General features: G+C 67.3%; 26 protein-coding genes. 5 read left to right on the top strand and 21 right to left on the bottom strand.

Annotated elements, in window-relative coordinates; genetic code table 11:
* Positions 1-43: 43 nt before the first annotated feature.
* Positions 44-574, top strand: coding sequence for a YbhB/YbcL family Raf kinase inhibitor-like protein (locus F1D05_RS03540; protein ID WP_185445980.1), 531 nt, complete (start codon positions 44-46; stop codon positions 572-574).
* An 88-nt stretch (positions 575-662) separates the two neighbouring features.
* Here F1D05_RS03540 and F1D05_RS03535 read toward each other — a convergent pair whose 3' ends face one another.
* Genes F1D05_RS03535 through F1D05_RS03525 form a run of 3 tightly spaced genes read right to left on the bottom strand, consistent with a single transcriptional unit; the run spans position 663 to position 3,774 of the window.
* Entirely contained in the window at positions 663-1,547 is an 885-nt protein-coding gene (locus F1D05_RS03535) for a carbohydrate ABC transporter permease (protein ID WP_185445979.1), read from the bottom strand.
* On the bottom strand, positions 1,547-2,500 hold the full coding sequence (locus F1D05_RS03530; RefSeq protein ID WP_185445978.1) for a carbohydrate ABC transporter permease: 954 nt from the start codon (positions 2,498-2,500) through the stop codon (positions 1,547-1,549). The genes F1D05_RS03535 and F1D05_RS03530 overlap by 1 nt, the downstream gene beginning before the upstream one ends.
* On the bottom strand, positions 2,497-3,774 hold the full coding sequence (locus tag F1D05_RS03525) for an ABC transporter substrate-binding protein (RefSeq protein WP_185445977.1): 1,278 nt from the start codon (positions 3,772-3,774) through the stop codon (positions 2,497-2,499). Before F1D05_RS03525 ends, F1D05_RS03530 begins: the two co-directional genes overlap by 4 nt.
* A gap of 367 nt (positions 3,775-4,141) precedes the next feature.
* On the opposite strand from F1D05_RS03525, the gene F1D05_RS03520 reads away from it, so the two are divergent.
* Positions 4,142-4,762, top strand: coding sequence for a TetR/AcrR family transcriptional regulator (locus F1D05_RS03520; protein WP_185445976.1), 621 nt, complete (start codon positions 4,142-4,144; stop codon positions 4,760-4,762).
* A gap of 2 nt (positions 4,763-4,764) precedes the next feature.
* On the opposite strand, the gene F1D05_RS03515 is transcribed toward F1D05_RS03520, so the two are convergent.
* Both F1D05_RS03515 and F1D05_RS03510 read right to left on the bottom strand, forming a co-directional pair.
* Complete coding sequence (locus F1D05_RS03515) at positions 4,765-6,924, bottom strand: 3-hydroxyacyl-CoA dehydrogenase NAD-binding domain-containing protein (RefSeq protein WP_185445975.1); 2,160 nt, start codon at positions 6,922-6,924, stop codon at positions 4,765-4,767.
* Complete coding sequence (locus tag F1D05_RS03510) at positions 6,921-8,147, bottom strand: acetyl-CoA C-acetyltransferase (protein ID WP_185445974.1); 1,227 nt, start codon at positions 8,145-8,147, stop codon at positions 6,921-6,923. Before F1D05_RS03510 ends, F1D05_RS03515 begins: the two co-directional genes overlap by 4 nt.
* 93 nt (positions 8,148-8,240) lie before the next feature.
* Here F1D05_RS03510 and F1D05_RS03505 point away from each other — a divergent pair, with 93 nt between their 5' ends.
* Positions 8,241-9,020 carry a MerR family transcriptional regulator gene (locus F1D05_RS03505; RefSeq protein ID WP_185445973.1) on the top strand — a complete coding sequence of 260 codons (780 nt, stop codon included), beginning with the start codon at positions 8,241-8,243 and terminating at the stop codon, positions 9,018-9,020.
* A 425-nt stretch (positions 9,021-9,445) separates the two neighbouring features.
* Here the strand turns inward: F1D05_RS03505 and F1D05_RS03500 are convergent, their stop codons facing one another.
* The 16 genes from F1D05_RS03500 to F1D05_RS03420 all read right to left on the bottom strand — a co-directional run bounded on the left by F1D05_RS03500 (position 9,446) and on the right by F1D05_RS03420 (position 22,995).
* Complete coding sequence (locus tag F1D05_RS03500) at positions 9,446-9,721, bottom strand: DUF6510 family protein (RefSeq protein WP_185445972.1); 276 nt, start codon at positions 9,719-9,721, stop codon at positions 9,446-9,448.
* Positions 9,718-11,031: a molybdopterin-dependent oxidoreductase gene (locus tag F1D05_RS42790; protein ID WP_428994996.1), complete on the bottom strand. Its 1,314-nt coding sequence runs from the start codon at positions 11,029-11,031 to the stop codon at positions 9,718-9,720. The genes F1D05_RS03500 and F1D05_RS42790 overlap by 4 nt, the downstream gene beginning before the upstream one ends.
* Positions 11,032-11,195: 164 nt before the next feature.
* A complete protein-coding gene (locus F1D05_RS03485; protein WP_185445970.1) occupies positions 11,196-12,338 on the bottom strand; it encodes an acyl-CoA dehydrogenase family protein in 1,143 nt (380 codons plus the stop codon).
* 46 nt (positions 12,339-12,384) lie between these two features.
* The gene (locus F1D05_RS03480; protein ID WP_281388903.1) at positions 12,385-13,506 is read right to left on the bottom strand and encodes a CaiB/BaiF CoA transferase family protein; all 1,122 of its coding nucleotides are present in this window, start codon (positions 13,504-13,506) and stop codon (positions 12,385-12,387) included.
* Between the two features lie 39 nt (positions 13,507-13,545).
* The gene (locus F1D05_RS03475) at positions 13,546-13,959 is read right to left on the bottom strand and encodes a hypothetical protein (protein WP_185445968.1); all 414 of its coding nucleotides are present in this window, start codon (positions 13,957-13,959) and stop codon (positions 13,546-13,548) included.
* Positions 13,956-14,795 carry an SDR family oxidoreductase gene (locus F1D05_RS03470; RefSeq protein WP_246486395.1) on the bottom strand — a complete coding sequence of 280 codons (840 nt, stop codon included), beginning with the start codon at positions 14,793-14,795 and terminating at the stop codon, positions 13,956-13,958. Before F1D05_RS03470 ends, F1D05_RS03475 begins: the two co-directional genes overlap by 4 nt.
* Positions 14,792-15,709 (bottom strand): RNA polymerase sigma factor SigJ, encoded by a 918-nt coding sequence (sigJ, locus tag F1D05_RS03465; protein ID WP_185445967.1) that lies wholly within the window; start codon positions 15,707-15,709, stop codon positions 14,792-14,794. Before sigJ ends, F1D05_RS03470 begins: the two co-directional genes overlap by 4 nt.
* A complete protein-coding gene (locus F1D05_RS03460) occupies positions 15,709-16,332 on the bottom strand; it encodes an acVLRF1 family peptidyl-tRNA hydrolase (protein ID WP_246486394.1) in 624 nt (207 codons plus the stop codon). Before F1D05_RS03460 ends, sigJ begins: the two co-directional genes overlap by 1 nt.
* A gap of 75 nt (positions 16,333-16,407) precedes the next feature.
* The gene (locus F1D05_RS03455; RefSeq protein ID WP_185445965.1) at positions 16,408-16,791 is read right to left on the bottom strand and encodes a metal-sulfur cluster assembly factor; all 384 of its coding nucleotides are present in this window, start codon (positions 16,789-16,791) and stop codon (positions 16,408-16,410) included.
* Entirely contained in the window at positions 16,784-17,242 is a 459-nt protein-coding gene (gene sufU, locus F1D05_RS03450; protein ID WP_185445964.1) for a Fe-S cluster assembly sulfur transfer protein SufU, read from the bottom strand. Before sufU ends, F1D05_RS03455 begins: the two co-directional genes overlap by 8 nt.
* 1 nt (position 17,243) lies before the next feature.
* The gene (locus F1D05_RS03445; protein ID WP_185445963.1) at positions 17,244-18,524 is read right to left on the bottom strand and encodes a cysteine desulfurase; all 1,281 of its coding nucleotides are present in this window, start codon (positions 18,522-18,524) and stop codon (positions 17,244-17,246) included.
* Entirely contained in the window at positions 18,521-19,285 is a 765-nt protein-coding gene (sufC, locus tag F1D05_RS03440; RefSeq protein WP_185445962.1) for a Fe-S cluster assembly ATPase SufC, read from the bottom strand. Before sufC ends, F1D05_RS03445 begins: the two co-directional genes overlap by 4 nt.
* A 24-nt stretch (positions 19,286-19,309) precedes the next feature.
* Complete coding sequence (locus F1D05_RS03435) at positions 19,310-19,645, bottom strand: non-heme iron oxygenase ferredoxin subunit (RefSeq protein WP_185445961.1); 336 nt, start codon at positions 19,643-19,645, stop codon at positions 19,310-19,312.
* Between the two features lies 1 nt (position 19,646).
* Positions 19,647-20,771, bottom strand: a complete 1,125-nt coding sequence (gene sufD / locus F1D05_RS03430) for a Fe-S cluster assembly protein SufD (RefSeq protein WP_246486393.1) — start codon at positions 20,769-20,771, stop codon at positions 19,647-19,649.
* A gap of 77 nt (positions 20,772-20,848) precedes the next feature.
* Entirely contained in the window at positions 20,849-22,261 is a 1,413-nt protein-coding gene (gene sufB, locus F1D05_RS03425) for a Fe-S cluster assembly protein SufB (protein ID WP_185445959.1), read from the bottom strand.
* On the bottom strand, positions 22,258-22,995 hold the full coding sequence (locus F1D05_RS03420; protein ID WP_428994995.1) for a helix-turn-helix transcriptional regulator: 738 nt from the start codon (positions 22,993-22,995) through the stop codon (positions 22,258-22,260). The genes sufB and F1D05_RS03420 overlap by 4 nt, the downstream gene beginning before the upstream one ends.
* Positions 22,996-23,122: 127 nt before the next feature.
* Between F1D05_RS03420 and F1D05_RS03415 the strand changes: the two genes are divergently transcribed.
* Together F1D05_RS03415 and F1D05_RS03410 are read left to right on the top strand one after the other, a co-directional pair.
* Complete coding sequence (locus tag F1D05_RS03415) at positions 23,123-23,866, top strand: ABC transporter ATP-binding protein (protein WP_185445958.1); 744 nt, start codon at positions 23,123-23,125, stop codon at positions 23,864-23,866.
* Positions 23,863-24,642: an ABC transporter permease gene (locus tag F1D05_RS03410; protein WP_185445957.1), complete on the top strand. Its 780-nt coding sequence runs from the start codon at positions 23,863-23,865 to the stop codon at positions 24,640-24,642. Before F1D05_RS03415 ends, F1D05_RS03410 begins: the two co-directional genes overlap by 4 nt.
* Positions 24,643-24,664: the final 22 nt, after the last annotated feature.

Raw genomic sequence — 24,664 nt, 5'->3', positions numbered from 1 at the left:
TGTCGGAAACACCACATCGCACCACAGCTCCGGAGGATCACGGATGTCGCTCGATCGGCCAGTCACACCGGACCCGTACGACCTGCTTCCCAAGGCCGGTTCCTTCACCGTCACCAGCACCGACGTCGCGGACGGCGAGCCGCTCGGCGACGACCACGCGTTTGCCGGTGGCAACAAGTCGCCGCAGCTCAGCTGGGAGGGTTTCCCGGCCGAGACCAAGGGTTTCGTCGTCACCTGCTTCGACCCGGACGCGCCGACGCCGTCCGGCTTCTGGCACTGGGTGCTCGTAGGCCTGCCCGCCACCGTCACCGAGCTGCCGACCGGCGCGGGCACGACCGAGCGGCTCGACAACGGCGCCTTCCACATCCGGACGGACTTCGGCAGCAAGGCGTACGGCGGCGCTGCCCCGCCCGCCGGCGACCAGGTGCACCGCTACTTCTACGTGGTGCACGCGATCGACGTCGAGGCGCTGGACATCGACGGTGACGCCAGCCCGGCCGTGGTCAGCTTCAACCTCGCCTTCCACACGCTGGCCCGCGCGATCATCACCCCGACGTACCAGATCGCCGAGTAGCACCAGCAGGTACGGCGGGAGCCGGTCAGAGGCTCCCGCCGCAGTCCATCCCGCCTCTCCCCTCCCCGAGCGAAGCGAGGGTGTCTTTTCAGTCCTTGATGCCGGACTGCGTGACGCCCTGGATCAGATACCGCTGCAGGAACGCGAAGATCAGCACCAGTGGCAGGATCGAAACAGCCACCGCCATGAACAACTCATGGATATTGATCGTCTGCGCCGTCACAAAGGTGGACATCGCCACCTGGATCGTCCAGGACGACGAATCCTGTCCGATCACCAGCGGCCACAGGAACGAGTTCCAGTTGCCGATGAAGGTGATCGCCGCCAGCGCCGCGAAGAACGGCAGCGAGTTCGGCACCACGATTCGCCAGAACGTCCCGAAATGTCCCGCGCCGTCGACCCGCGCCGCCTCCTCGAGTTCCCTGGGGAAATTGAGGAAATACTGCCGGAACAGGAACGCCGCGAACCCGCTGAACAACGTCGGGATGATGAGTCCGCGCAGCGTGCTGACCCAACCCAGCGACGACACCACGATGAAGCTCGGGATGAACGTCACCGCACCCGGGATCATCAGCGTCGCCACGATCGCGTAGAACACCTTGTCCGCATGCCGATAGGGAATGCGGGCCAGGCCGTAGCCGGCCATTGATGCCAGCAGCAACTGACCCGCCGTGCCGAGTACGCCGACCACCGCCGAGTTGTAAAGCGCTCTCGCCATCGGCACCTGGGTGTCGTTGAAGAGCTCCTTGAGATTCCCCCATTGCAGATCCTTGGGGAACAACGTCCACGTCGGCGAGGTGATATCCGCTTCGGTGGACAACGCGTTACGCAGTACGAGATAGAAGGGCAGCAGGAAGAGGATCACGGCGATCAGCAACGCGATCCACCGCAGTACCTGCGCCACCAGCCCGAGCGGAGTTCGGGAGTAGCCGATCGGTTGCGGGGCACCCGTCGTACGGTCGATGGCGGCCATCAGTCGCCCGCCTTTCCGAAGCCGAAGATCTTGTTCTGCAACAAGGTGACCAACATGATGATCACGGCCAGGATCAGCGCACCGGCCGAGCCGTGACCGAGATCCTGGATCGTTCCGAGCGAGATGCCGTACAGGTAGACCAGCGGCGGCCGGGCGAAGTTCACGTTGCCGATCAGGTTGTAGAACTCGTCGAACGCCTGGTAGGCGGCGATCAGGTTCAGGATCAGTACTGCGACCGAGGTGGCCCGCAGTTGGGGCAACGTGATGTAGCGGAAGGTCTGCCAGCCAGGCTTGGCCCCGTCCACGTACGCCGCCTCGTACAGCGTCGGCGAGATCCGTTGCAGACCGGCGATGAACAGGATCATGTAGAAGCCGAGCTGCAGCCAGAGCCGAACCGAGACGATCGGGATCCAGTACCACGGTGGGTCGACCGTGGACAGCCAGGCGATCCCGTCGATGCCGAACCAGTCCAGGATCGTGTTCGCCAGCCCGAACCGGACGCCGTTGAAGATCGACAGCCGCCAGATCAGCGACGCCACGACGTACGAGCAGGCCGTCGGCAGGAAGAACACCGAGCGGAAGAAGGCGCGGGCGATCTTGACCTGGTTCACCAGCAACGCCAGCGCGAGCGACAGCACGAACGTCAGCGGCACGATGAAGATCGCGAACAGCGTGAAGGTGCCCAGGCTGGACAAAAAATTCCGGTCGGTGAGCATGTCCACGTAGTTGCTCACGCCGACGAACTTCGACGGTGTGACGGTGTTGTAGGCCTCGAAGAAGCTGAGGATCAGGCTCCAGATGATCGGCACGTAGGAAAAGACCAGCAGCCCGACGACGAACGGCCCGACGAACAGCCAGAACGACAGCGTGTTGCCCGCGATCCCCTTGGGCCGCCGGGCGCCCTTCCGCGCCGGCGCCCTGGGAACAGGGGCCGGCGCGGTGCGCGTGCTCATCCGAACAGCCGGCTCAGCTCGGCGTTGACCGTCTTCTCCGCCTTGCTGATCTCACCGGCCGGGTCGGCGCCCTTGCGGATGATGTTGGTGAGCATGTCGCCGAACGCGGTGCCCATTTTCGGGGTCCACGCCGGGTTGTCGGTGTGGCCATAGTCGGCGTTGAGCTTCACAGTGTCGGCCGCGACGCCGTTCTGCAGCTTGGCGGCCTTGGCTGCCAGGCTCTTGCGGGGCGGGATGTGGAAGCCGTAGTTGAGCGACCAGTCCTCCTGGAAGTCCTGCTTGTCGATCCACAGCCATTTGACGAGCTTCTTCGCCGCGTCGACGTTCGGGCTCTTCGCGGAGACGAACTGCGTCCAGCCGCCGGAGTACACCGCGGGCTTGCCCTGGGCGTCCAGCGCGGGGAAGGCGATCACGCCGAGGTCGTCGCCGAGAGCCTTCTGCATGCCCGGCACCGCCCACATGCCGATCCACTGCATCGCACAGAGGTTCTGATTGATCGCTCCCGGGTCGGTCCAGTCGGTCGGGGAACCGAGCAGCACGCTCTTGCTCGCATAGAGTTCGTGCAGCTTGGAGAAGGCCTGCGCCGCCCGCTCACCGGTGAACCCGGGCTTGTGGTCGTCGGTCAGGTAGCTGCCGCCGGACGACCAGAGCGCCGGTCCGCCGAGGGCGAGGCCGCCGTCGTTGCCGACGAAGATGCCCTTCACTTTGTTGGTGGTCAGCTCCTTCGCCGCGGCGATCAGGTCGTCGATCGTCTCCGGCGGCTTGATCCCGGCCTTGTCCAGCAGGCTCTTGCGGTAGTAGATGACCTGGGGATCGACGATCATCCGGATGCCGTAGACCTTGCCGTCGACGGTGTTGGTTGCGAGGTCGCCCGGCTGGAAGTCGTCCTTGACCTCGGCAATGATGTCGTCCAGCGGCACCACCTGGTTGCTCTTGACCATGCCGATGTTGAGCTGGCTCTCGAAGACGTCCGGACCCTTGTTCGACAGCAGGCCGGAGGACAGCTTGCTGCCGTAGTCGCCCGGGGTCCACTGCACGCTGACGCTGGCGTCGGTGTACGCCTTGGCGTACTTCAGCGCGGCTTCCTTGGTGCCGGTCTCGCCGTACTGGTGGTACCACTGCGAGAGGTTGACCTTGTTTCCGCCGCCGGAGTCGGATGGCCGGCCGGTATTGCCGCCACAGGCAGCGGTGAAGGCGGCCAGGGCGGCCAGGCCGCCGGTGCGCTTGAGCAGGTCGCGCCGGGACATCCCGGCGGACGGCAGGTGAGCTGGCATGAATTACACCTCCGAAAGCGGCGCCGCGGCCCTGCGGCGCAAGCGGTTCCGAAGATTTACTTAACGGAGTTAAGCATCTCCGGTTTCGGACACGTTGCAACTAACCCAAACATCGCAACAGCGCCGACCAGTGACAGTTCGAAACAGCAGCTGTCGACCATCCGGTACCCCGCGACATTACCGCTGGGTTAATCGTTGGAGAAGCGGCTTCACCCTGACGGAAAAGCGGCTCGTCCGCAAGACCGAAACGCCGACTACCCTCCCGAAATCGCCACAAATGGACATCAATCGTCAGATTCGAACGATCCCGAGCAGTTGATGACAATTTTATGGGATTGCGATCCCACTGCAGCGTTACCATGACGCCATGGCAGAGCTCACGGCCAAAGGGCGGGCGACCCGCGCGAGGATTCTCGCGGTGGCTGCCGACCTGGTGCTGAAGCAAGGTGTGGCCGGCACCCAGATCGAGGATGTGCGCAGGGCCGCCGGCGTCAGCGGATCCCAGATGACGCACTACTTCCGCGACAAGCGGACGCTGATCAAGGACGTCATCGCCTGGCAGGCGGACAAGATGCAGCGCCTGCACCAGACGCCGGAGCTCGGCGAACTCGATTCGTACGCTGCCTGGCGGCGCTGGGCAGACCTGGTCGTCGAGCGGCAGACCGCGCGGGATTTCCAGGGCGGCTGTGACTTCGGCTCGCTGGCCGGTCAACTCGTCGAGTCGGACGCCGACACGCGCGCCGACCTCGCCGCCGGGTACGAGCGGTGGCTCGAGCTGTTCCGGCGTGGCCTGGAGGCGATGCGAGCGCGCGGAGAGTTGCGCGAGGACGCCGATCCCGACGCCCTCGCCCAGTCACTCCTCGCCGCGCTCCAGGGCGGCCTGCTGCTCAGCCAGACGCTGCGCCGGGTCGAGCCACTCCGCAACTCGCTCAACGCGGTGCTCACCTATCTGGGCAGCTATGCCGATCCCGGCCGCCGCCCAGCCTGAACTCAGTCGAACTTCTCCCCCGCCTCGGCCTTCTTCACCAGCAGCGCCGGCGGGTTGAAACGATCGCCGTACGCCGCGGCCAGCTCGCGGGAGCGCTCGACGAATCCGGCCGGCCCACCGGCGTACGCGTTGATGTACTGCAGCGCGCCACCGTGCAAGGGCGGGAACCCGATGCCGAAGATCGAGCCGATGTTCGCGTCGGCGACCGAGCGCAGTACGCCTTCGTCGACGCACTTCACCGTCTCCAGCGACATCGCGAACGCGAGCCGCTCCTGCAGGTCGATCAGCGGCGGGTCCACCTCGTCTTTGACGAAGTGCTCCCACAGTCCCGGCCACAGGTGCTTCGGCCCGTCCGCGGGATAGTCGTAGAACCCGGCCCCGGCCGCCTTCCCGCGCCGGTCGAACTCGGTCACCAGCCGGTCGGCGACGGCCATGCCGGGGTGGTCGCCGAAGGCGCCCGCATTGTCACCGGCAGCCCGGGCCGCGTCGCGGATCTTCATCGGCAGCGTCAGCGTCACCTCGTCGAGCATCGCCAGCGGCGGCGCCGGGAAGCCCATCTGAGTAGCGGCTCGCTCGATCGTCACCGGGTTCACGCCCTCGGCGACCATCGCGGCGCCCTCCATCACCAGCGTGCCGAACACGCGCGAGGTGAAGAAGCCGCGGCTGTCGTTCACCACGATCGGCGTCTTCTTGATCTGCCGGACCACGTCGTACGCCTGCGCCAGCGCCCGGTCCGAGGTCTTCTCCCCCACGATCAGCTCGACCAGCGGCATCCGGTCGACCGGCGAGAAGAAGTGCATCCCGACGAAGTCGTCCGGCCGGTCGATCCCGTCGGCGAGCGAGGTGATCGGCAGCGTGGACGTGTTCGAGCAGAGCAGCGCGTCGGGCTCGACCACACCGGCGATCTCGGCGAAGACCTTCTGCTTGAGCTCCTCGCTCTCGAACACCGCCTCGATCACCAGGTCGCAGCCGGCCAGGTCGTTCGGGTCGACGGTCGGCGTGATCAGGCTGAGGAACTCCTCCACCTTGCCGGCCGTCGTCCGGCCCTTCTGCAGTTGCTTGGCGAGCAGCTTCTCGGAGTACGCCTTGCCCTTCTCGGCGGCCTCGAGCGAGACATCCTTCAGGACCACCTCGATCCCGACCTTCGCGCAGACGTACGCGATCCCGGCGCCCATCATCCCGGCCCCGAGTACGCCGACCTTCCGGGCCTTGTACTGCGGAATGTCGGCCGGCCGCGATGCGCCGGCGTTGATCGCCTGGAGCTCGAAGAAGAACGCGTTGATCATGTTCTTCGCGATCTGCCCGGTCGCCAGCTCGACGAAGTACCGCGATTCGATCCGGCTCGCGGTGGCGAAGTCGACCTGACTGCCCTCGACGGCCGCGCTCATGATCGCGCGCGGCGCCGGGTACGGGGCGCCCTTGAGCTGCTTGCGCAGGTTCGCGGGGAAGGCCGGCAGGAACGCGGCGAGCTTCGGCGAGGACGGCGTACCGCCCGGGATCTTGTAACCGTCCCGGTCCCACGGCTGCTTCGCGTCGCCGTCGTAGTCCTTGATCCACTGGTACGCCGTGGCGAGAAGCTCGGCGGCAGGCACGACCTCGTCGACGATGCCGACCGACTTGGCGTGCGCGGGCTTCATCCGCTGGCCTTGCAGCAACACCTTCATCAGGGCGTCCTGCAGTCCGAGCATCCGGACCGAGCGCGTGACGCCACCACCGCCGGGAAGCAGGCCGAGCGTCACCTCTGGAACGCCGATCTCGATCCGGTTGACGTCGGCAACGATCCGGTGGTGACACGCGAGAGCGATCTCCAGCCCGCCGCCGAGCGCCGCCCCGTTGATCGCGGCCACGACCGGTACGCCGAGGGTCTCGAGCACCCGCAGTTGACGCTTGACCTCCTCGAGGGTGGCGAAGACCTCGGCCGCGTTCTCGGGCTGGATCTGAGACAGCAGCTGCAGATTGCCGCCGGCGAAGAAGGTCTGCTTCGCGCTGGTGATCACGACGCCCTTGATGGCGTCCTGCTCCGCCTGCAGACGCTCGACGGTCGTGCCCATCGCGGCGAGGTAAGAGTCGTTCATCGTGTTCGCCGAGGCGTTCGGGTCATCCATGGTGAGGGTGACAGTGTATTTTCCAGGGCCCTCGTCGTCCTGGGTCCACTTGATCATGCCGCAAGCCTCTCGATGATGGTCGCGACACCCATGCCGCCGCCGACGCACAGGGTGGCCAGGCCGTAGCGCAGCTCGCGGCGCTCCAGCTCGTCCAGCAGGGTGCCGATCAACATGGCGCCGGTGGCGCCGAGCGGGTGGCCGAGCGCGATCGCGCCGCCGTTCACGTTCACCTTCTCGTGCGGTACGCCGAGGTCGGCCATGAAGTGCATGACCGCCGCGGCGAAGGCCTCGTTCATCTCGAACAGGTCGATGTCGCCGACCTCGAGCCCGGCCTTCGCCAGCGCCTTCCGGGCGGCCGGTGCCGGTCCGGTCAGCATGATGGTCGGATCCGCGCCACTGACGGCCGTCGCGACCACCCGCCCGCGCGGCGCCTGGCCGAGGGCCTCACCGGCCTTCTCGTTGCCAACCGCAACCAGCGCGGCACCGTCGACGATGCCGGACGAGTTGCCGGCGTGGTGCACATGGTTGATCCGCTCGACCTTGACGTACTTCTCCAGCGCGACGGAGTCGAAGCCGCCGTGCTCGCCGATCGCCGCGAACGAGGACGGCAGGCCCGCGAGCGTCTCGACGGTGGTCCCCGGCCGGACCAGCTGATCGTGATCCAGGATCGGCAGTCCGTTGCGGTCCGCGACGGGGACGACCGAGCGGGCGAAGTACCCGTTGGCCCAGGCCTTCGCGGCCCGCGCGTGCGACTCGGCGGCGTACGCGTCGACGTCTGTGCGGGAGAAGCCGTCGATGGTGGCGATCAGATCCGCGCTGATGCCCTGCGGGATGAAGTTCGTCTGGAGAGCGGTCTCCGGATCCATCGCCCAGGCTCCGCCGTCGGAGCCCATCGGCACCCGCGACATGGACTCGACGCCGCCGGCGAGGATGAAGTCCTCCCAGCCGGAACGGATCCGTTGCGCCGCCTGGTTCACCGCTTCCAGACCGGACGCGCAGAAGCGGCTGAGCTGGACGCCGCCGGTCGTCTCGGGATAGCCCGCAGCGAGCACCGCAGTACGGGCGATGTCCATGCCCTGATCGCCGATCGGGGTGACCACGCCGAGGACGACGTCGTCGATCACGGTCGGGTCGAGCTCTGGATGGCGGCTGCGCAGCTCGGTCAGCAGGCCGGTGACCAGCTGGACCGGCTTGACTTCGTGCAGGGCGCCAGTGGCCTTGCCCCGGCCTCGTGGTGTCCGGATCGCGTCGTACAGGAAGGCTTCACTGGCTGCGGTCATGCTGATCCCGTCGTACGGCGGAGGAATGAGTCAACCCGATTGTGACAGTGATGGTGTCACAGTGGTCAAGGGGGGCCCACTATGATCTGCGCCATGCCCGTCTCAAGGCCCCTATCGCCCGTCCCGGCCGAGCCATCACCCGGCGCTCCGCACGAGGCGACGCTGACCGTCGATGAGCTCTCCGCCCGGGTCGGCATGACCGTGCGCACCCTCCGTTTCTATGCCGGCCGCGGTCTCATCCCGCCGCCCGTACGCCGGGGGCGGGTCGGGTACTACGGACCAGAGCACATCGCGCGTCTCGATCTGGTCCGGGAGTTGCAGGCGCACGGATTCACGCTGTCCGCGATCGAGGGGTATCTGGACCGGATCCCGGCCGACGCGACCCCGCAGGACATCGCGCTGCATCGCACGCTGCTGACGCCGTGGATGCGCGACCTTCCCGAAACGCTCGATCGGACGGCACTCGTACGGCGTACCGGGCGGGAGCTGTCCGACGACGACATCGAGATGCTGGTCGCGCTGGGAGTGGTCGAGCCCACGCCGGACGAGGACGTCTTCCAGGTGGCGACCGCGCATCTCAGCCTCGGGGTCGAGCTGCTCGACCTCGATCTGCCGGTCGACGCCGTACTGGACATCACGCGGATCTTCCACGATCACGGGCGAGCCCTGGCCGAGGAGCTGACCGACGTGTTCCGGGCCAAGGTCTGGCCGCACTACCGCGCCTCGGGCGGACCGCCGGAGCACATCCAGCAACTCGTCGAGCGGTTCAAGCCGGTCACCATCCAGGGCTTGGTGCTCGCGTACGAGCGAGCCGTCAGCGAGACCCAGCGCGACACCATCCGCCGCACCCGCACCAAACCGCCGCGGCGCTAGTGCCCCGTGTCGGATGTTCCGTTAGCGATAGCGGTGGTCAGGTGCGTGCCTGGGCGCCGGTAGCGCAACGGAACTTCCGACACGGGGCACTAGCTGAAGAACGGCCCCCTCGCACGCCCGTGGCTGACCCGGGGCCTGATTGCCGGTGGATCCCGCCACCCCGGAGCCGATCCCGGCCTCGCAGACCAGGCAGTTGTGGGGACCTCGGACACGAAGTGGGGACCTTGGACACCACGTGTCATGTCCCAGCTCCCCAGTTGGTGTCCGAGGTCCCAACTCAGTGGTCGCCGTCGAGCGGCCAGGTCGGCGCATACGACGACGCGCGCCGCCGAGTCCGCCCAGGCCGGGCCACTGCACACCGACGACGAACCGAAGCGCGCCGACAAGCAACTGACGGAAACTCAGCAGCGCTTGGTGGCATCTACCTACGGGGTGTTCGAGAGGCGCAGGTAGGTCAGGCCGCGGAGATCGAGGTAGGTGTCGGTGGGGGTGTTGACCACGCGGAGCAGTACGCCGTCGCAGCCGCTGCAGCGGGCGACCATTCCGGGCGCGTCCAGGTAGACGCGGGCTTCGGCGAAGACGCCGGTCCGGCCGCAGCCGTCGCACTGGCCGATCGCGGCGGTGATATCGACTGCGAAGACCTCGCGCAGGGCACCGGCTGCCGCGTTGCCATCCAAATAGGTGGGAACTTCCGCGGTCATCGCGGTCCTCCTGTCGGTCCGAAGCGTTCGGTTTTCACTCGCGCCGGGTCGTGGCCGGCGCTCACGAGCAGGTCGGCCACGGCCTCCACGAAGGGGGTCGGGCCGCAGACGTACGTCGTGAGGTCGTCCCCGGGGGCGAATGTGACGGCATTGAGCAGGTCGGCGTCGACCCTGCCGACGCGCGGCTCCCCCGGTGGCGCCTCCCGGGTGTAGGCGAAGGTGATCTCGACATTCTCCGAGGTGGCGACCTCCCTCAGGTCGTGCGCATAGATCACCGACGTCGGCCCGCGTACGGAGTACAGGAACTTGGCGGGGGCGCTGCTGCCGATGTGGGCGCGGAGCATCGCCATCAGTGGGACCACGCCCGATCCCCCGGCGATGAGCTGGATCGGTCCGGGTTGCCCGGGCTGCCAGACGAACCAGCCGCCGACCGGGCCGCGGACCTCGAGCGGATCGCCGACCTTCAGGACCTCGACCAGGTACGGCGAAACCTCACCGTCGGGGACCTGCTCGACGGTCAGCTCGATCGTCTCGCCGGTCCAGGCGGACGCGATCGAGTACGACCGGGAGGCGCGGTAGCCGTCCGGCGCTGTCAGCCGTACGTCGAGGTGCTGACCGGCCAGGTGGCCCGGCCAGTCGGGGACGTCGACGACCAGTGTCCGGGCGGTCGCCGACTCCTCACGGACCTCGGTGACCGTGCCGACCTGCCAGGTCAGTCGCCGGCGTAGCGCTGTTCTTTCCATGGGTCTCCGTACTCGTGATACCCGACGCTCTCCCAGAAGCCCAGGTCGTCCGTGTCGGACAGGACCAGGCCGCGCACCCATTTGGCGCTCTTCCACAGGTAAAGATGTGGGACCAGCAGCCGGGGCCGGCCCACCGTGCTCGGGGGTCAGCGGCTCCCCGTCGTACTCGTAGGCGATCCAGGCCTGGCCGTCGAGCAGGTCCTCCAGCGGCAGGTTGGTCGTGTAGCCGCCGTCGCTGTTCGCCATCGCGAAGTCGGCCCCGGTCTCGACGTCGGCCAGGAGCGTGTCCAGCGAGACGCCCTTCCAGTCGGTGCCGAGCTTCGACCAGCGCGTGACGCAGTGCAGGTCGCGGGTGATCTCCTCAGCCGGGAGCGAGGTGAACGTAGCCCAGTCCCAGCGATGCACCTCGCCGGTCTCGGTGGAGATCGTGAACTCCCAGTGCTCGGGCCGCACATGCGGAGTCGGCCCCGCCGACAACACCGGAAACTCATGAGTCAGGTACTGACCGGGCGGCAGTTCCGTCGCACTCCGGCGACGACCGGTGAACCCCGGCGACACGATGCCCATCAGGGAACCTCCCTCAGCTGAAAACCTGCTGCGCAAAGTCAACCACGAACCTGTGGGATCACCGTCCCTCCGATCCCACAGGTTCGTACGTCCGAAGAAGTGGAGGTGACGTCCCTCCGGTTCTTCGGACGTAAGGCGTGCGGCTGCCTGACTTCACGGCTGCTTCAGATGCCCATGGTGCGGCCGATGATTTCTTTCATGATTTCGGTGGTGCCGCCGTAAATGGTTTGGATTCGGGTATCGAGGTAGGCCTTGGCGATCGGGTATTCGGTCATGAAGCCGTAGCCGCCGTGGAGTTGGAGGCAGCGGTCGACGACCTTCTGCTGGAGTTCGGTGGTCCACCACTTGGCCATCGCGGCGTCGGAGACGGTGAGGGTGCCGGCGTTGAGTTCCTCGATGCAGCGGTCGACGAAGACGCGGGCGATCTGGGTCTCGGTGGCCAGTTCGGCCAGTACGAAGCGGCTGTTCTGGAAGGACCCGATCGGCCGGCCGAAGGCCTTGCGATCCTTCACGTACCGCAGGGTGGTCTCGATCATCGACTCGCAGGCCGCTGCCGCCACCACGGCGATCGCGAGGCGCTCCTGGGGCAGCTTCTCCATCAGGTAGATGAAGCCCTTGCCCTCCTCACCCAGCAGGTTCGTGGCCGGCACCCGGACGTCGTCGAAGAACAGCTCGGCGGTGTCCTGCGCCTTCAAGCCGATCTTGTCCAGGTTCCGGCCGCGCTCGAAGCCGGGCATCCCGCGCTCGACCACCAGCAGCGAGATGCCCTGGTAGCCGGCCGTCGGGTCGGTCTTCGCGACCACGATCACCAGGTCCGCGAGGATGCCGTTGGAGATGAAGGTCTTCTGCCCGTTCAGCACATAGTCGTCGCCGTCGCGGATCGCGGTGGTCTCGATCCCTTGCAGATCACTACCGGCGCCGGGCTCAGTCATCGCGATCGCCGTGATCGTCTCGCCGCTGCAGAACTTGGGCAGCCAGCGCGCCTTCTGCTCGTCGCTCGCGTAGTCCAGCAGGTACGACGAGACGATGTCGACGTGGATCGTGAACCCCGGCCCACTCGCCCGCGACTTGGTGATCTCCTCGATCACGACGGCGTTGAACCGGAAGTCCCGAGCCCCACCGCCGCCGTACTCCTCCGGCACCATGAACCCGAGCAGCCCCGCCGTACCGGCCGCGGTCCACAGCTCGCGCGGCACGATGCCGGCCTCCTCCCAGCTCTCGTGATGCGGCAGGATCTCCTTGTCGCAGAAGGCGCGCGCGGTCTCGCGGAACGCATCATGATCGGCATCGAAGAGGTGACGTTCCACGGGCGATTCTCCTGTCTGTACAGCTTCTACTACGGTCGACGGGTGGTCAGGCCTGTACGGCGGCTCCACTCGCGAGCAGCTCCTCGACCGAGCTCACTCCCCAGTCGGTCAATGCCTCACGAGTGTGCTCGCCAGGCCGTGCCGGAGCGCGCCCGATGGAGGTCGGAGTACGGGAGAACCGCGGTGCCGGGGCCGGTTGCCGTACCCCGTCCTTCTCCACAAAGATGCCTCGGGCAACGAGATGCGGGTGGTCACCGGCCAGCGGCAGTACCGGCGAGACGCAGGCATCCGTACCGTCGAACACCTCGGTCCACTCGGCCTGGGTCCGCAAAGCGAAGGTCTCCACGAGTGTCTTGTGCAACTCGGGCCAGTTCGCCAGGTCATAGCGATCCGGCACCGTGATCCCGAGCAGCCGGATCAGCTCGTCGTAGAACTGCGGCTCGATCGCCCCGACGGACATGTACTCACCGTCCGAGGTCTCATACACGTCGTAGAACGGCGCGCCGGTGTCGAGCAGGTTCGTTCCGCGCTCCTGCTTCCAGTTGCCACTCGCCATCGCGCCCAGCAGAACGGTCGTGAGATGAGCCGCACCGTCAACGATCGCGGCGTCGATCACCTGACCCCGCCCACTCCCCCGGGCATCGAGGATCGCCGCGAGCACACCGACCACGAGGTACAGAGATCCCCCGGCGAAGTCGCCGAGCAGATTCACCGGCACCTGCGGCGGCCCGCCGGCCCGGCCGATCGCGTGCAGAGCGCCCGACAACCCGAGGTAGTCGATGTCGTGGCCGGCGGACTGCGCGAGCGGACCGTCCTGTCCCCAACCGGTCATCCGCGCGTATACGAGCTTCGGATTGACCGCCTGACACTCCTCCGGCCCGAGCCCCAGCCGCTCAGCGACTCCCGGCCGGAACCCTTCCACCAGTACGTCGGCACCCGCGATCAGTTCGAGTACCGCGCGAACCGCGTCCGGGTTCTTCAGATTGAGTGCCACACTCCGCCGGCCGCGATTCAGCAACTCCAGCTCCGGCGGGCCGAGCGCGAGCCCACCGCCCGGCCGATCGATTCGCAGCACTTCGGCGCCGAGCTCGGCCAGCATCATGCACGCGAACGGCGCCGGCCCGATCCCCGCCAGCTCGACGACCTTCACCCCACTCAGTGGACCCATACCCCGCATTGTGACAGTAGTACTGTCACAGTCGTCAAGTCACCGAGGCCCTGGGGTGTCGGTCGCGAGCGCACGCCAGGAGATCCAGATCACCAGCAGCGGGAGCAGGACGGACAGGATCACCAAGATCAACAGAGTTGCGGACGGGCCCGGTGAGTCCTCCATCAGGTGTTCGCTGTGGAAGATCGCGTGCGGCACGGAGAAGGTCAGATAGGCGGCGAGCGCCAGAATCACCAGCCGGCGGTCCAGCCAGTACGCTGCGGCGAGCAGCATCACCGCAGTGCCGAGGGTGACGCCACCGAAGTCGCGGAAGAGGTGCTCGCTGTACGGCGGTGTCCAGTCGACCGTCGGCACGTCCTCGTAGAAGCTCCGCGGGAAGAACGAGGTCCAGACACCGAGGGTCAGCTGAAGCGCGGCGAGTGCCAACAGCGCAGTACGGATGATTGTTTTCATGCCTGTACTCCGAAGCGCCGGCTGAGGTAGTCGTCGAAGGAGCGGTTGCTGGGCAGAACGGTCTCGGGCATCGCGGCACCAGTGGCGAAGTCGCGGAAAGCCTTACCTGGAAGCCGGATCGGGAGGATCGGGCGACGGGAGCCCCGGGCGCGCTTCCAGGCGCGAGCCATGGCCGGGACGGCAAGGCGTTCGGGACCGCCGAGGTCGGCGACCCGTCCGGCCGGCGCGCCGGAGGCCAATTCGACAAGACGCTCGGCGACATCGTCGACCGAGATCGGCTGCAATGGGATGGAGGGCGCCAGGAGGGCCGGGAGGAAGCGTTGCGCGGTCAGGATTTCGTCGACCAGGTTGTAGAACTGGGTGGCGCGCAGGATCGTGTGCGGGATCGGTGAGTCGGTGATCAACTGCTCGACGGCGAGTTTGTCGCGGTAGTACGGCATCGGAATCTGGTCGACGCCGACGATCGACAGATAGATCAGGTGGCCGACTCCGGCCGCGCGGGCGTGGTCGATCAGGTGCTCCGCCTGCTGGATGTCGGCGTGGCCGCGGCTCGTGGCGAGGTGGACCACGATGTCCACGCCCTCGACGGCCGCGGCGATGCCTTCGCCGGTCGTCAGATCGCCGGAGAGAAGCCGGAATCCACTGCGGTCGTCGCCGACTCGTTGGTGAGCGTCTCCTGTGGCGCTCGCAGCAGCCTGCTCGCTACCCGGTTTGCGGCTGAGGACGCGGACGGGGTGACCGGCCGAGCAGAGGTTCGCGACGGTGGGCCGGCCGGCTGGGCTGGTGCCGCCGGTGACGAGGATCGTCTTCATCAAGGTGGTGTCCTCTCGGTTCACCAGCCTTGACTGGACAGCCCGCCGATTCGTGACAGTTGCGCCGCGGCCAGGACGAGCTTGTCCGGGTTCATCGCGAGATCCATGCTGGTCAGCAGGTCGCCGTCGAACTCGAAGAAGCAGACCGCGCGGATCCCATCGGTGTCGACGGCAACGATCACCGGCTCGCCGTTCGCCTCGCCGAAGGTCGGCACCACCCCGGCGCCGAACCGTTGCAGTACGCCGATCAGGTAGCGCGCGACCCGGTCCCGGCCGGATACCGGGTTGCGAGCGGCGTGCACCTTGCCGCCACCATCCGCGCGGGAAACGATATCCGCCGCCAGCAGGTCCGCGAGCCGGTCGACGTCACCGAACTGGGCAGCAGCGAGGAAGCGTTCAACGAGGGCACGCCATTGGCCGACGTCGACTGGTCGAGCGTGCTGGGTCGTCGCGACGTGTTTGCGCGCTCGTGAATGGAGCTGGCGGGCGTTGGCTTCCGTCGTACCGATCAAGTCGCCGACTTCGCGGTGACCGTAGGCGAAGGCCTCGCGCAGTACGTAGGCCGCACGCTCGGCGGGAGTGAGGTGTTCGAGGACCTTGAGCAGGGCGAACGACACCGATTCCCTTTGCTCGGCCAGGTCCAGCGGGCTGAGTTCGGGCAGGTTCGGTCCGGTCAGGACGGGCTCGGGCAGCCACTCGCCGACATACGTCTCGCGGCGGGCGCGGGCGGTGGTGAGGTGGGTCAGGCAGAGATTCGTGACGGTCTTGGCGAGGAACGCGGCCGGTTCCTTCACGCCTGCGTGATCGACGGTCTGCCAGCGCAGCCAGGCTTCCTGGAGTACGTCGTCCGCCTCGGTCACGGAGCCGAGCATCCGGTACGCGATCCCGAACATCCGCCCGCGATGCTGCTGAAACATCGCTAGGCCGGGTTCACCCATCAGGAGGGATCCGGCTCGGTGATCTGAATCCGGATCGCGCGGGCGTCGGCTCCGGCCTGCTCGAGCACCTTCTGCTTGGGATCGGCCACCCCCAGGAACGGCGGCCGGACCAGCGGGAGGAGTCCCTTCAACCGCGGATCCTCCAGCACCGTGTCGATCGCCTTGCGGTCTCCCCCGCACACCAGCACGTCGAGCTTCGCCGGCGCCAGGATCCGTACTGCGACCTCGGTCGCCGCCGCGAACGCCTCACGAGCCTGATTGTCCCGCCGACGAGCGAACCGCTGCTGCGACCACCCTCCCGCCTTGGTCGTCCCCTGCACATGCCGCGAACCGACCTTCGAAGCCTCCAGCACTCCCCCGGCAAACACACCGGCCCCGTAGCCACCGCGTCGTACGAGCAACAACCCGAGCCGCCTGTCAGCCAGCACGTGCGCGACGAGCCCGGCCGGAGTCAGCTCCTCCAACGGCCCGAACGGTACGTCGACCTCGGCGACAGCCCTATCCTCCGCCGTCGCGATCAGCCGCTCCGGCGTCACGTCGTACGAGGTGGCGCCGTGGCGTTCGGTGAAGCCGGCCAGCCAGCGTTCCAGCCGGGCCGGGCCGACGGAGAGGATTCGGGTCACCCCGGTGACGCTAGTCCATCGGGGCATGCGAAAGCCCGGGCCACCTGACCCGGGCTTTCGCAGTACGAAGGTGTGTCAGACGTTGAAGCCGAGAGCGCGGAGCTGGTCGCGGCCGTCGTCGGTGATCTTCTCGGGGCCCCACGGCGGCATCCAGACCCAGTTGATCCGGAAGTCGTTGACGAGACCGTCGAGCGACATCCGGGTCTGGTCCTCGATCACGTCGGTCAGCGGGCAGGCCGCGGACGTCAGCGTCATGTCGATGATCGCGGTGTTGGTGTCGTCCACGGTCACGCCGTAGATCAGGCCCAGGTCGACGACGTTGATCCCCAGCTCGGGGTCGACGACGTCCTTGAGCGCCTCGGTCACGTCCTCGACGGCAACTGTCGAGCCGGCCGGCTTCGAGGCGGCCTCGAGGTCGACCTCGGGCAGCTCGATCTTCTCGTCGGTCTGGTCAGACATTGGGTGCTCCTTCTTTCTTCGCGAGTGCTTGGGCGGTCGCGTCGCGCCAGGCCGACCAGCCCAGCAGCGCGCACTTCACCCGGGCCGGGAACTGCGCGACACCCGCGAAGGCGACGCCGTCCTCCAGAACTTCTTCGTCGGGTTCGACATTCCCGCGGCCCTGCATCAGCTCCAGGAATTTCTCGTACGTCGCCATGCCCTCGGTGATCGGCTTGCCGATCACCAGGTCGCTCATCACCGACGTCGCCGCCTGGCTGATCGAGCAGCCGACGCTCTGGTGCGTCACGCCGGTGACGACCTCGCCGTCGAGCTCGACGCGGAGGGTGACCTCGTCCCCGCAGGACGGGTTCACGTGGTGCACCTCCACGTCGTACGGGTCCGACAGTCCCGCGTGGTGCGGGCTGCGGTAGTGGTCCAGGATGATCTCTTGGTACAGGCTGTCGAGCTGCATATCAGTCCACCTTGAAGAATGACCGGACGAATCCGAGGCCATCGACGAGCGCGTCGATCTCCTCCGGCGTCGTGTACAGGTAGAAAGACGCTCTGGTCGACGATTGCATTCCGAACCGCTCGTGCACAGGCCGGGCGCAGTGATGTCCGGCCCGTACTGCGATGCCGCGAGTGTCCAGCACCGTCGACACGTCGTGCGGGTGGACGCCGTCGAGCTCGAAGCTGATCGCTCCACCGCGGTCGACGCTGTCGGTCGGCCCGAGGATCTTCAGCCCCGGCACGGTCTTCAGACCGTCCAGCGCGTACGCCGTGATGGCCTGCTCGTGTGCCGCGACCTTGTCCATCCCGATCCCGGACAGGTAGTCCAGCGCCGCACCGAGTCCGACCGACTGCGCGATCGGCGGCGTACCGGCTTCGAACCGGGCCGGCGGCGGCGCGTACGTCGAACCGGTCATCCGGACGATCTCGATCATCTCGCCACCACCGAGGAACGGCGGTAGCGACGCCAGCAGGTCGTACCGGCCCCAGAGCACGCCGATCCCGGTCGGGCCGACCACCTTGTGACCGGTGAAGGCCAGCAGGTCGGCACCGAGCGTCGACACGTCCACCGGGAACTGCGGCACGGCCTGCGAAGCGTCGACGACCATCACGGCGTCGAAAGCGTGTGCCTTGGCCGCGATCTCGGTGATCGGGTTGATCGTGCCGAGCGCGTTCGAGACCCAGGTCAGCGAGACGACCTTGGTGCGCTCGTTGATCAGCTCCTCGATGTTGCTGAGGTCGAGCCGGCCCTCGTCGGTGACGCCGAACCAGCGCAGCGTCGCGCCGGTCCGCTCACAGGCGAGCTGCCACGGGACGATGTTGCTGTGGTGCTCCATCTCGGAGATCACCACCTCGTCGCCCGGCTTCAGCGAAGCGCCGAGCGTGTGGGCGGCCAGGTTGAGCGCCTCGGAGGCGTTCTTGGTGAAGACGATCTCGTCGCGGTTGGTCGCGCCGATGAACGCGGCCACCTTGTCGCGGCCGCCCTCGTACGCCTCGGTCGCCTCGGCACCGAGCTGGTGCATCGCGCGAGCCACGTTGGCGTTGTGGATCAGGTAGTGATCCTCGATCGCCTTGACCACCTGGACCGGCTTCTGCGACGAGTTCGCCGAGTCGAGGTAGACCAGCGGGAAGTCGTTCGCCAGGACGCGCGACAGGATGGGGAAGTCCGCCCGGACCGACTGCATGTCCAGAGGACTCTCGAAAGATCCAGTCAAGGGACTGCTGAAGGTCCGGGCGTCGGTCATGCCTTGGCGCCGGTCTTCAGGAACCGCTCGTAGCCGTTGGCCTCGAGCTCGTCGGCCAGCTCCGGGCCGCCTTCCTCGGCGACCTTGCCGTCGACGAACACGTGCACGAAGTCCGGCGTGATGTAGCGCAGGATCCGGGTGTAGTGGGTGATCAGCAGAACGCCCTTGTCGCCCTTCTCCGCGAACCGGTTGACGCCGGTGGAGACGATCTTCAGCGCGTCGATGTCGAGGCCGGAGTCGGTCTCGTCGAGGATCGCGATCTTCGGATCGAGCAGCTCCAGCTGGACGATCTCGTGCCGCTTCTTCTCACCACCGGAGAAGCCCTCGTTCACGTTCCTGGTGCCGAAGTCGGCGTCCATGTCCAGGTCGGCGAGCGCCTTGTTGACGTCCTTGACCCAGGTCCGCAGCTTCGGCGCCTCGCCGTCGATGGCGGTCTTGGCGGTCCGGAGGAAGTTCGACACGGACACGCCGGGGACCTCGACCGGGTACTGCATGGCCAGGAACAGGCCGGCCCGGGCGCGCTCGTCGACAGTCATGTCGAGCACGTTCTCGCCGTCCAGCGTCACCGTGCCGCTGGTGACGTTGTACTTCGGGTGGCCGGCGATCGAGTACGCCAGCGTGGACTTGCCGGAACCGTTCGGGCCCATGATCGCGTGCGTCTGACCACCGGCGATGGTCAGATCGACGCCGCGCAGGATCTCCTTCGGGCCGTTCTCGGTGTCGACCGACACGTGCAGGTCGCGGATCTCGAGTGTCGCCATGGGTTTTCTTCTGTCTCCGTCTGCTTAGGAAGCTTGATTCAGGGGGTTCTTGACGTCGACCAGCAGGTCCTCGCCGTCGACGCGGACCGGATAGACCGGCACCGGGTCGTACGCCGGGAGGCTGGTCGGGGCGCCGGTGCGCAGGTCGAACCGGGAGCCGTGCAGCCAGCATTCGATCTCGCACTGCCCGACGTCGCCCTCGGACAGCTGGATCTGCGCGTGCGAGCACTCGTCCCGGACGGCGAAGTACTGGCCCTCGCTCTTGACGACGGCCACCTCCACGCCGCCGACCTCGGTGGCGATGACCCCTTCATCGGGGACATCGGCCACCGCGCAGGCGCGTTCGAACGTGTCGCTCATATCAGGCCTTGGCCGCTTCTTGCAGCGCCGCCGTCCGGGCCAGCTTCTCCTCGATCACCTCGTGCAGGCGCTCGGCCACCTCCGGTACGCCGATCCGCCCGATGATGTCGTTGAAGAACCCGGACACCACCAGCCGGCGGGCCTCGTCCTCCGGGATGCCGCGGGCCTGCAGGTAGAACAGCTGCTCGTCGTCGAACCGGCCGGTCGCCGAAGCGTGCCCGGCGCCCTCGATCTCGCCGGTCTCGATCTCCAGGTTCGGCACCGAGTCGGCGCGCGCCCCGTCGGTCAGGACCAGGTTCCGGTTCAGCTCGAAGGTGTTGGTGCCCTCGGCCGCGGCCCGGATCAGCACGTCGCCGATCCACACCGAGCGGGCGTGGTCACCGGCGAGCGCGCCCTTGTAGAGCACGTTGCTCTTGCAGTTGATCGCCTCGTGGTCGACGAAGAGCCGGTTCTCGTGGTGCTGACCGGCCTCCGCGAAGTACACGCCCAGGAGTTCGGCGTCGCCACCCGGACCGGCGTACCGGACGTTGGTGGAGAGCCGCACGATCTTGCCGCCGAGGGTGACGGCGACGTGGTTGAGCTTCGCGTCGCGGCCGATCACGGCGTCGTGCTGACCGACGTGGATCGACTCGGTGTCGCCCTGCTGGATCGACACGACCCGCAGCTCGGCGCCGTCGCCGACGACGATCTCGACGTTCGCGGCGTACTCGCCGGCGCCGGTGTGGTCGACGATCACGGTGCCGCGGCTGTGCCGGCCGGCCTCGATCACCAGGTGCCCGAAGCCACGGCCGCCGAGGCCCGCGACATTCACGTGCACGGGCTCGGTCAGCTCGGCGTCGTTCGGGATCCGCACCGCCAGCGCCTGACCGGCCTGGGTCCACGCGACAGCCGCGATCCGGTCCTGCGGTGTCAGCGCCTTGACCGCGTCAGTGCTGACGGTCTCGATCACGACGCTGTCGGGGCCGTGCGCGTCGATCTTGACCGTCTCGGTGCCGGCCTCGTCCGCGAACAAGGCCTTCAGGGCCTTGATCGGGGTGAAGCGCCACTCTTCCTCGCGCCCGTTGGGCACCGGGAAGTCGGCCACGTCGTACGACGTCGTGCGCTCGCTGCGGGCCTGCAGCGGCACCGGCGATCCTGGCCCGTGAGAGTGGCCCTGGTTACCGGTGGAGATTAACGTTTCGGTGGCTGTGTCAGTCATTGGCATCAGCCGACGGCCCCTTCCATCTGCAGCTCGATGAGCCGGTTGAGTTCCAGCGCGTACTCCATCGGGAGCTCGCGGGCGATCGGCTCGATGAAGCCGCGGACGATCATCGCCATTGCCTCGTCCTCGGCCATCCCCCGGCTCATCAGGTAGAAGAGCTGGTCGTCGCTGACCTTGGACACGGTCGCCTCGTGCCCCATCGCCACGTCGTCCTCGCGGACGTCGACGTACGGGTAGGTGTCGGAGCGGCTGATCGTGTCGATCAGCAGCGCGTCACAACGGACCGTGGACTTGCTGTGGTGGCTGCCCGGCGCGACCTCGACCAGACCCCGGTACGACGTCCGGCCGCCACCGCGGGCGACGGACTTGGAGATGATCGAGCTCGACGTGTACGGCGCGTTGTGGACCATCTTCGAACCGGCGTCCTGGTGCTGGCCCTCGCCGGCGAACGCGATCGACAGCGTCTCGCCCTTGGCGTGCTCGCCCATCAGGTAGACGGCCGGGTACTTCATCGTCACCTTGGAGCCGATGTTGCCGTCGATCCACTCCATCGTCGCGCCCGCCTCACAGGTGGCGCGCTTGGTGACCAGGTTGTAGACGTTGTTCGACCAGTTCTGGATCGTCGTGTAGCGGCAGCGGGCGCCCTTCTTCACGATGATCTCGACGACCGCGGAGTGCAGCGAGTCCGACTTGTAGATCGGCGCGGTGCAGCCCTCGACGTAGTGGACGTAGGCGTCCTCGTCGACGATGATCAGCGTCCGCTCGAACTGGCCCATGTTCTCGGTGTTGATCCGGAAGTAGGCCTGCAGCGGGATGTCCACCTTCACGCCCTTGGGCACGTAGATGAACGAGCCGCCGGACCAGACCGCCGTGTTCAGCGCGGCGAACTTGTTGTCGCCGACCGGGATGACTGAGCCGAAGTACTCCTGGAAGAGCTCCGGGTACTCCTTCAGGCCGGTGTCGGTGTCGACGAAGATGACACCCTGCTCCTCCAGGTCCTCGCGGATCTGGTGGTAGACGACCTCCGACTCGTACTGCGCGGCGACGCCGGCCACGAGGCGCTGCTTCTCGGCCTCCGGGATGCCGAGGCGGTCGTAGGTGTTCTTGATGTCCTCGGGCAGCTCTTCCCAGCTCGTCGCCTGCTTCTCGGTGGAGCGGACGAAGTACTTGATGTTGTCGAAGTCGATGCCGGACAGGTCCGCACCCCACGACGGCATCGGCTTGCGGTCGAAGAGCTTCAGGCCCTTCATCCGCAGGTCGAGCATCCACTCGGGCTCGCTCTTCAGCGTCGAGATGCCTTGCACCACCTCGGCACTGATGCCGCGCTTGGCGACGGATCCGGCAGCGTCACTGTCGGACCAGCCGAACTTGTACGTACCGAGCCCATCGAGCTCCGGGTGAGCGGTTTGCGTCATCGTGCAGTCCTCGCAGATTCGCTGTCGGATATAGGGGAAACTGGCTGGCTTTTCACGGCGTCGCCAGGAATATGTGTCGTGCAGACACCGTCACCGTGAGCGATGGTGGCGAGTCGCTGGACGTGCTTGCCGAGCAGGCGGGAAAACACCTCGGTCTCGGCTTCGCACAACTGGGGGAACTGCTCGGCCACGTGCGCGACCGGGCAGTGGTGCTGGCAAAGCTGCTCGCCGGCACCGGCTTGCAGGGTGGAAGCGGCGTAGCCGTCGGCGCTGAGCGCCTGGGCGAGCACTTCCACGTTCTGACCTTCGGGTGCCGCGTCGAGCAGGTCGCGATACCGCACTTCCACCTCGGCGACGCGGCGCCGGGCGAACTCGGTGACCGCAGCGTCCCCGCCGGCTTCGGCGATGAACCGCAGCGCGGTGGTCGCCAGGTCGTCGTACGCCTGGTGGAACGCATGCCGGCCGGAGTCGGTCAACACGAAGACCTTCGCGGGGCGGCCGCGGCCGCGCGGGCCGTAGACCCGCTCCTCGCGTGCCTCGGCCAGCCCCTCTTCGAGCAGGTGGTCGAGGTGCCGGCGAACCGCCGCCGGGGTCAGCTCCAGGCGCTCCGCGAGCACCGCGGCGCTGGACGGGCCGTTGGTCAGGATCGAGCGGGCGACCCGGTCCCGGGTGGACTCGTCCCGCGCGACAGCTGCGCCCGAGGGCACCTGGCTGGTCGTCGCGGAAGTTTTCACAACATCAGTGTCACCTAATTGCCAGGGCGCTTCAAATAAGGCTGCCCTAACCGGTTCACGGCGGCCCGCCTGACCTCTGGGGTGACCGTGAGCAGCGTCACGCCGCGGCGTTTCCTACACTGCACACGTGCCAGTCGCAGTCGAGATCGAGAACCTCGTCGTCCGGTACGGCGAGAAGACCGCGGTCGACGGCCTCACTCTCACCGTAACCGGCGGAACAGTGACGTCCGTGCTCGGCCCCAACGGGGCCGGCAAGACCACCACGGTGGAGAGCTGCGAGGGTTTCCGCCGGCCCGACTCCGGTCAGGTCCGGGTACTCGGGCTGGACCCGATCGCGGACCACGACGAGCTGATGCCGCGGATCGGGGTGATGCTCCAGGAGGGCGGCAGCTGGTCCGGCGTCCGCGCGCTGGAGATGCTCCGGTACGTCGCCGGGTTGCACGCCCATCCGCTGGATCTGCCTTCGTTGGTCGAGCGGCTCGACCTGGGAACGTGCGGGCGTACGCCGTACAGGCGTCTGTCGGGCGGGCAGAAGCAGCGGTTGTCGCTGGCGCTGGCGATCGTGGGACGGCCCGAGATCGTGTTTCTGGACGAGCCGACGACCGGGCTGGACCCGCATGGTCGCCGCGAGATCTGGCAGCTGATCCGGGATCTGCGCGATGACGGGGTGACCGTCGTGCTGACCACGCATGCGATGGACGAGGCCGAGCAGTTGTCCGACCAGGTGCACGTCGTGTCCGCCGGCAAGCTGATCGCGTCCGGCACTCCCGACGTACTGACCGAGCACGGGACGAAGTCGCTCGAGGACGTCTACCTGGCGCTGACTGCCAAGCCGGCCAAGGCTGCTGACTCGGCCAAGGAGATTCAATGAGTACGACGTACGCGCCGCAGCCGGGTTCTGCGCCGTGGCCGCGGAAGGTGCTGTCCCACGCCCGGATGGAGTTCCGGCTCCTCGTGCGCAACGGCGAGCAGTTGCTGCTGGCACTGGTGGTCCCACTGGGGCTGTTGCTGCTGCTGGGTGGGACAGGGCTGGGCGACCGGCTGCCACTTGGCGAGGGGCGGTCTGTCGACCTCGCAGTACCGCGCGTGCTCGCACTGGCAGTGCTGTCGACCTCCTTCACCTCACTGGCGATCGCGACCGGCTTCGAACGCCGGTACGGCGTGATCAAGCGCCTCGGTGCCTCTCCCCTGTCCCGGACCGGCCTGCTCGCGGGCAAGATCGGCTCCGTCCTGGTGATCCAGGTGATCCAGCTCGCCGTACTGGCCGGCACCGGCTTCGCCCTGGGCTGGAAGCCCGTCGGAGGCGTCACCGCAGTCATCGGCGTCCTACTGATGATCATCTGCGGCACCGCAGCCTTCGCGTCCCTAGGCCTCCTCATGTCCGGCCTCCTCCGCGCCGAAGCCACCCTCGCCGCCGCGAACCTGCTCTACCTACTACTCCTGGTAGGCGGCGGCCTGATGACGCCGGTCACCGAATACCCGTCCGGCATGCAATCCGTAGTACGCCTACTCCCCAGCGCAGCCCTGGCCAACGGCCTCGCGAACTCCACCATCGAAGGCGTGATCCCATGGGCCGCCGCCCTCTCCCTCGCCCTCTGGTCCGCTGTCCTCGCCTACCTGGTCTCCCGGACCTTCCGCTGGGACTGACGGGGACCTTCTCTAGAGTGTG

The sequence above is a fragment of the Kribbella qitaiheensis genome, assembly GCF_014217565.1.
Classification (GTDB): Bacteria; Actinomycetota; Actinomycetes; order Propionibacteriales; family Kribbellaceae; genus Kribbella; species Kribbella qitaiheensis_A.
This window is presented reverse-complemented; position numbering and strand designations above follow the sequence as displayed.

What these genes read in the sequence shown, in the direction of transcription:
- F1D05_RS03480 (WP_281388903.1), bottom strand. Translation starts at nt 13,506, where the DNA reads ATGGGTCCACTGAGTGGGGTGAAGGTCGTCGAGCTGGCGGGGATCGGG.
- F1D05_RS03510 (WP_185445974.1), bottom strand. Translation starts at nt 8,147, where the DNA reads ATGACCGCAGCCAGTGAAGCCTTCCTGTACGACGCGATCCGGACACCA.
- F1D05_RS03520 (WP_185445976.1), top strand. Translation starts at nt 4,142, where the DNA reads ATGGCAGAGCTCACGGCCAAAGGGCGGGCGACCCGCGCGAGGATTCTC.
- F1D05_RS03530 (WP_185445978.1), bottom strand. Translation starts at nt 2,500, where the DNA reads ATGAGCACGCGCACCGCGCCGGCCCCTGTTCCCAGGGCGCCGGCGCGG.
- F1D05_RS03410 (WP_185445957.1), top strand. Translation starts at nt 23,863, where the DNA reads ATGAGTACGACGTACGCGCCGCAGCCGGGTTCTGCGCCGTGGCCGCGG.
- sufC (WP_185445962.1), bottom strand. Translation starts at nt 19,285, where the DNA reads ATGGCGACACTCGAGATCCGCGACCTGCACGTGTCGGTCGACACCGAG.
- F1D05_RS03435 (WP_185445961.1), bottom strand. Translation starts at nt 19,645, where the DNA reads ATGAGCGACACGTTCGAACGCGCCTGCGCGGTGGCCGATGTCCCCGAT.
- F1D05_RS03525 (WP_185445977.1), bottom strand. Translation starts at nt 3,774, where the DNA reads ATGCCAGCTCACCTGCCGTCCGCCGGGATGTCCCGGCGCGACCTGCTC.
- F1D05_RS03505 (WP_185445973.1), top strand. Translation starts at nt 8,241, where the DNA reads ATGCCCGTCTCAAGGCCCCTATCGCCCGTCCCGGCCGAGCCATCACCC.
- sigJ (WP_185445967.1), bottom strand. Translation starts at nt 15,709, where the DNA reads ATGGGTGAACCCGGCCTAGCGATGTTTCAGCAGCATCGCGGGCGGATG.
- F1D05_RS42790 (WP_428994996.1), bottom strand. Translation starts at nt 11,031, where the DNA reads ATGGGCATCGTGTCGCCGGGGTTCACCGGTCGTCGCCGGAGTGCGACG.
- sufB (WP_185445959.1), bottom strand. Translation starts at nt 22,261, where the DNA reads ATGACGCAAACCGCTCACCCGGAGCTCGATGGGCTCGGTACGTACAAG.
- F1D05_RS03445 (WP_185445963.1), bottom strand. Translation starts at nt 18,524, where the DNA reads ATGACCGACGCCCGGACCTTCAGCAGTCCCTTGACTGGATCTTTCGAG.
- sufU (WP_185445964.1), bottom strand. Translation starts at nt 17,242, where the DNA reads ATGCAGCTCGACAGCCTGTACCAAGAGATCATCCTGGACCACTACCGC.
- F1D05_RS03535 (WP_185445979.1), bottom strand. Translation starts at nt 1,547, where the DNA reads ATGGCCGCCATCGACCGTACGACGGGTGCCCCGCAACCGATCGGCTAC.
- F1D05_RS03455 (WP_185445965.1), bottom strand. Translation starts at nt 16,791, where the DNA reads ATGTCTGACCAGACCGACGAGAAGATCGAGCTGCCCGAGGTCGACCTC.
- F1D05_RS03515 (WP_185445975.1), bottom strand. Translation starts at nt 6,924, where the DNA reads ATGATCAAGTGGACCCAGGACGACGAGGGCCCTGGAAAATACACTGTC.
- F1D05_RS03540 (WP_185445980.1), top strand. Translation starts at nt 44, where the DNA reads ATGTCGCTCGATCGGCCAGTCACACCGGACCCGTACGACCTGCTTCCC.
- F1D05_RS03475 (WP_185445968.1), bottom strand. Translation starts at nt 13,959, where the DNA reads ATGAAAACAATCATCCGTACTGCGCTGTTGGCACTCGCCGCGCTTCAG.
- F1D05_RS03500 (WP_185445972.1), bottom strand. Translation starts at nt 9,721, where the DNA reads ATGACCGCGGAAGTTCCCACCTATTTGGATGGCAACGCGGCAGCCGGT.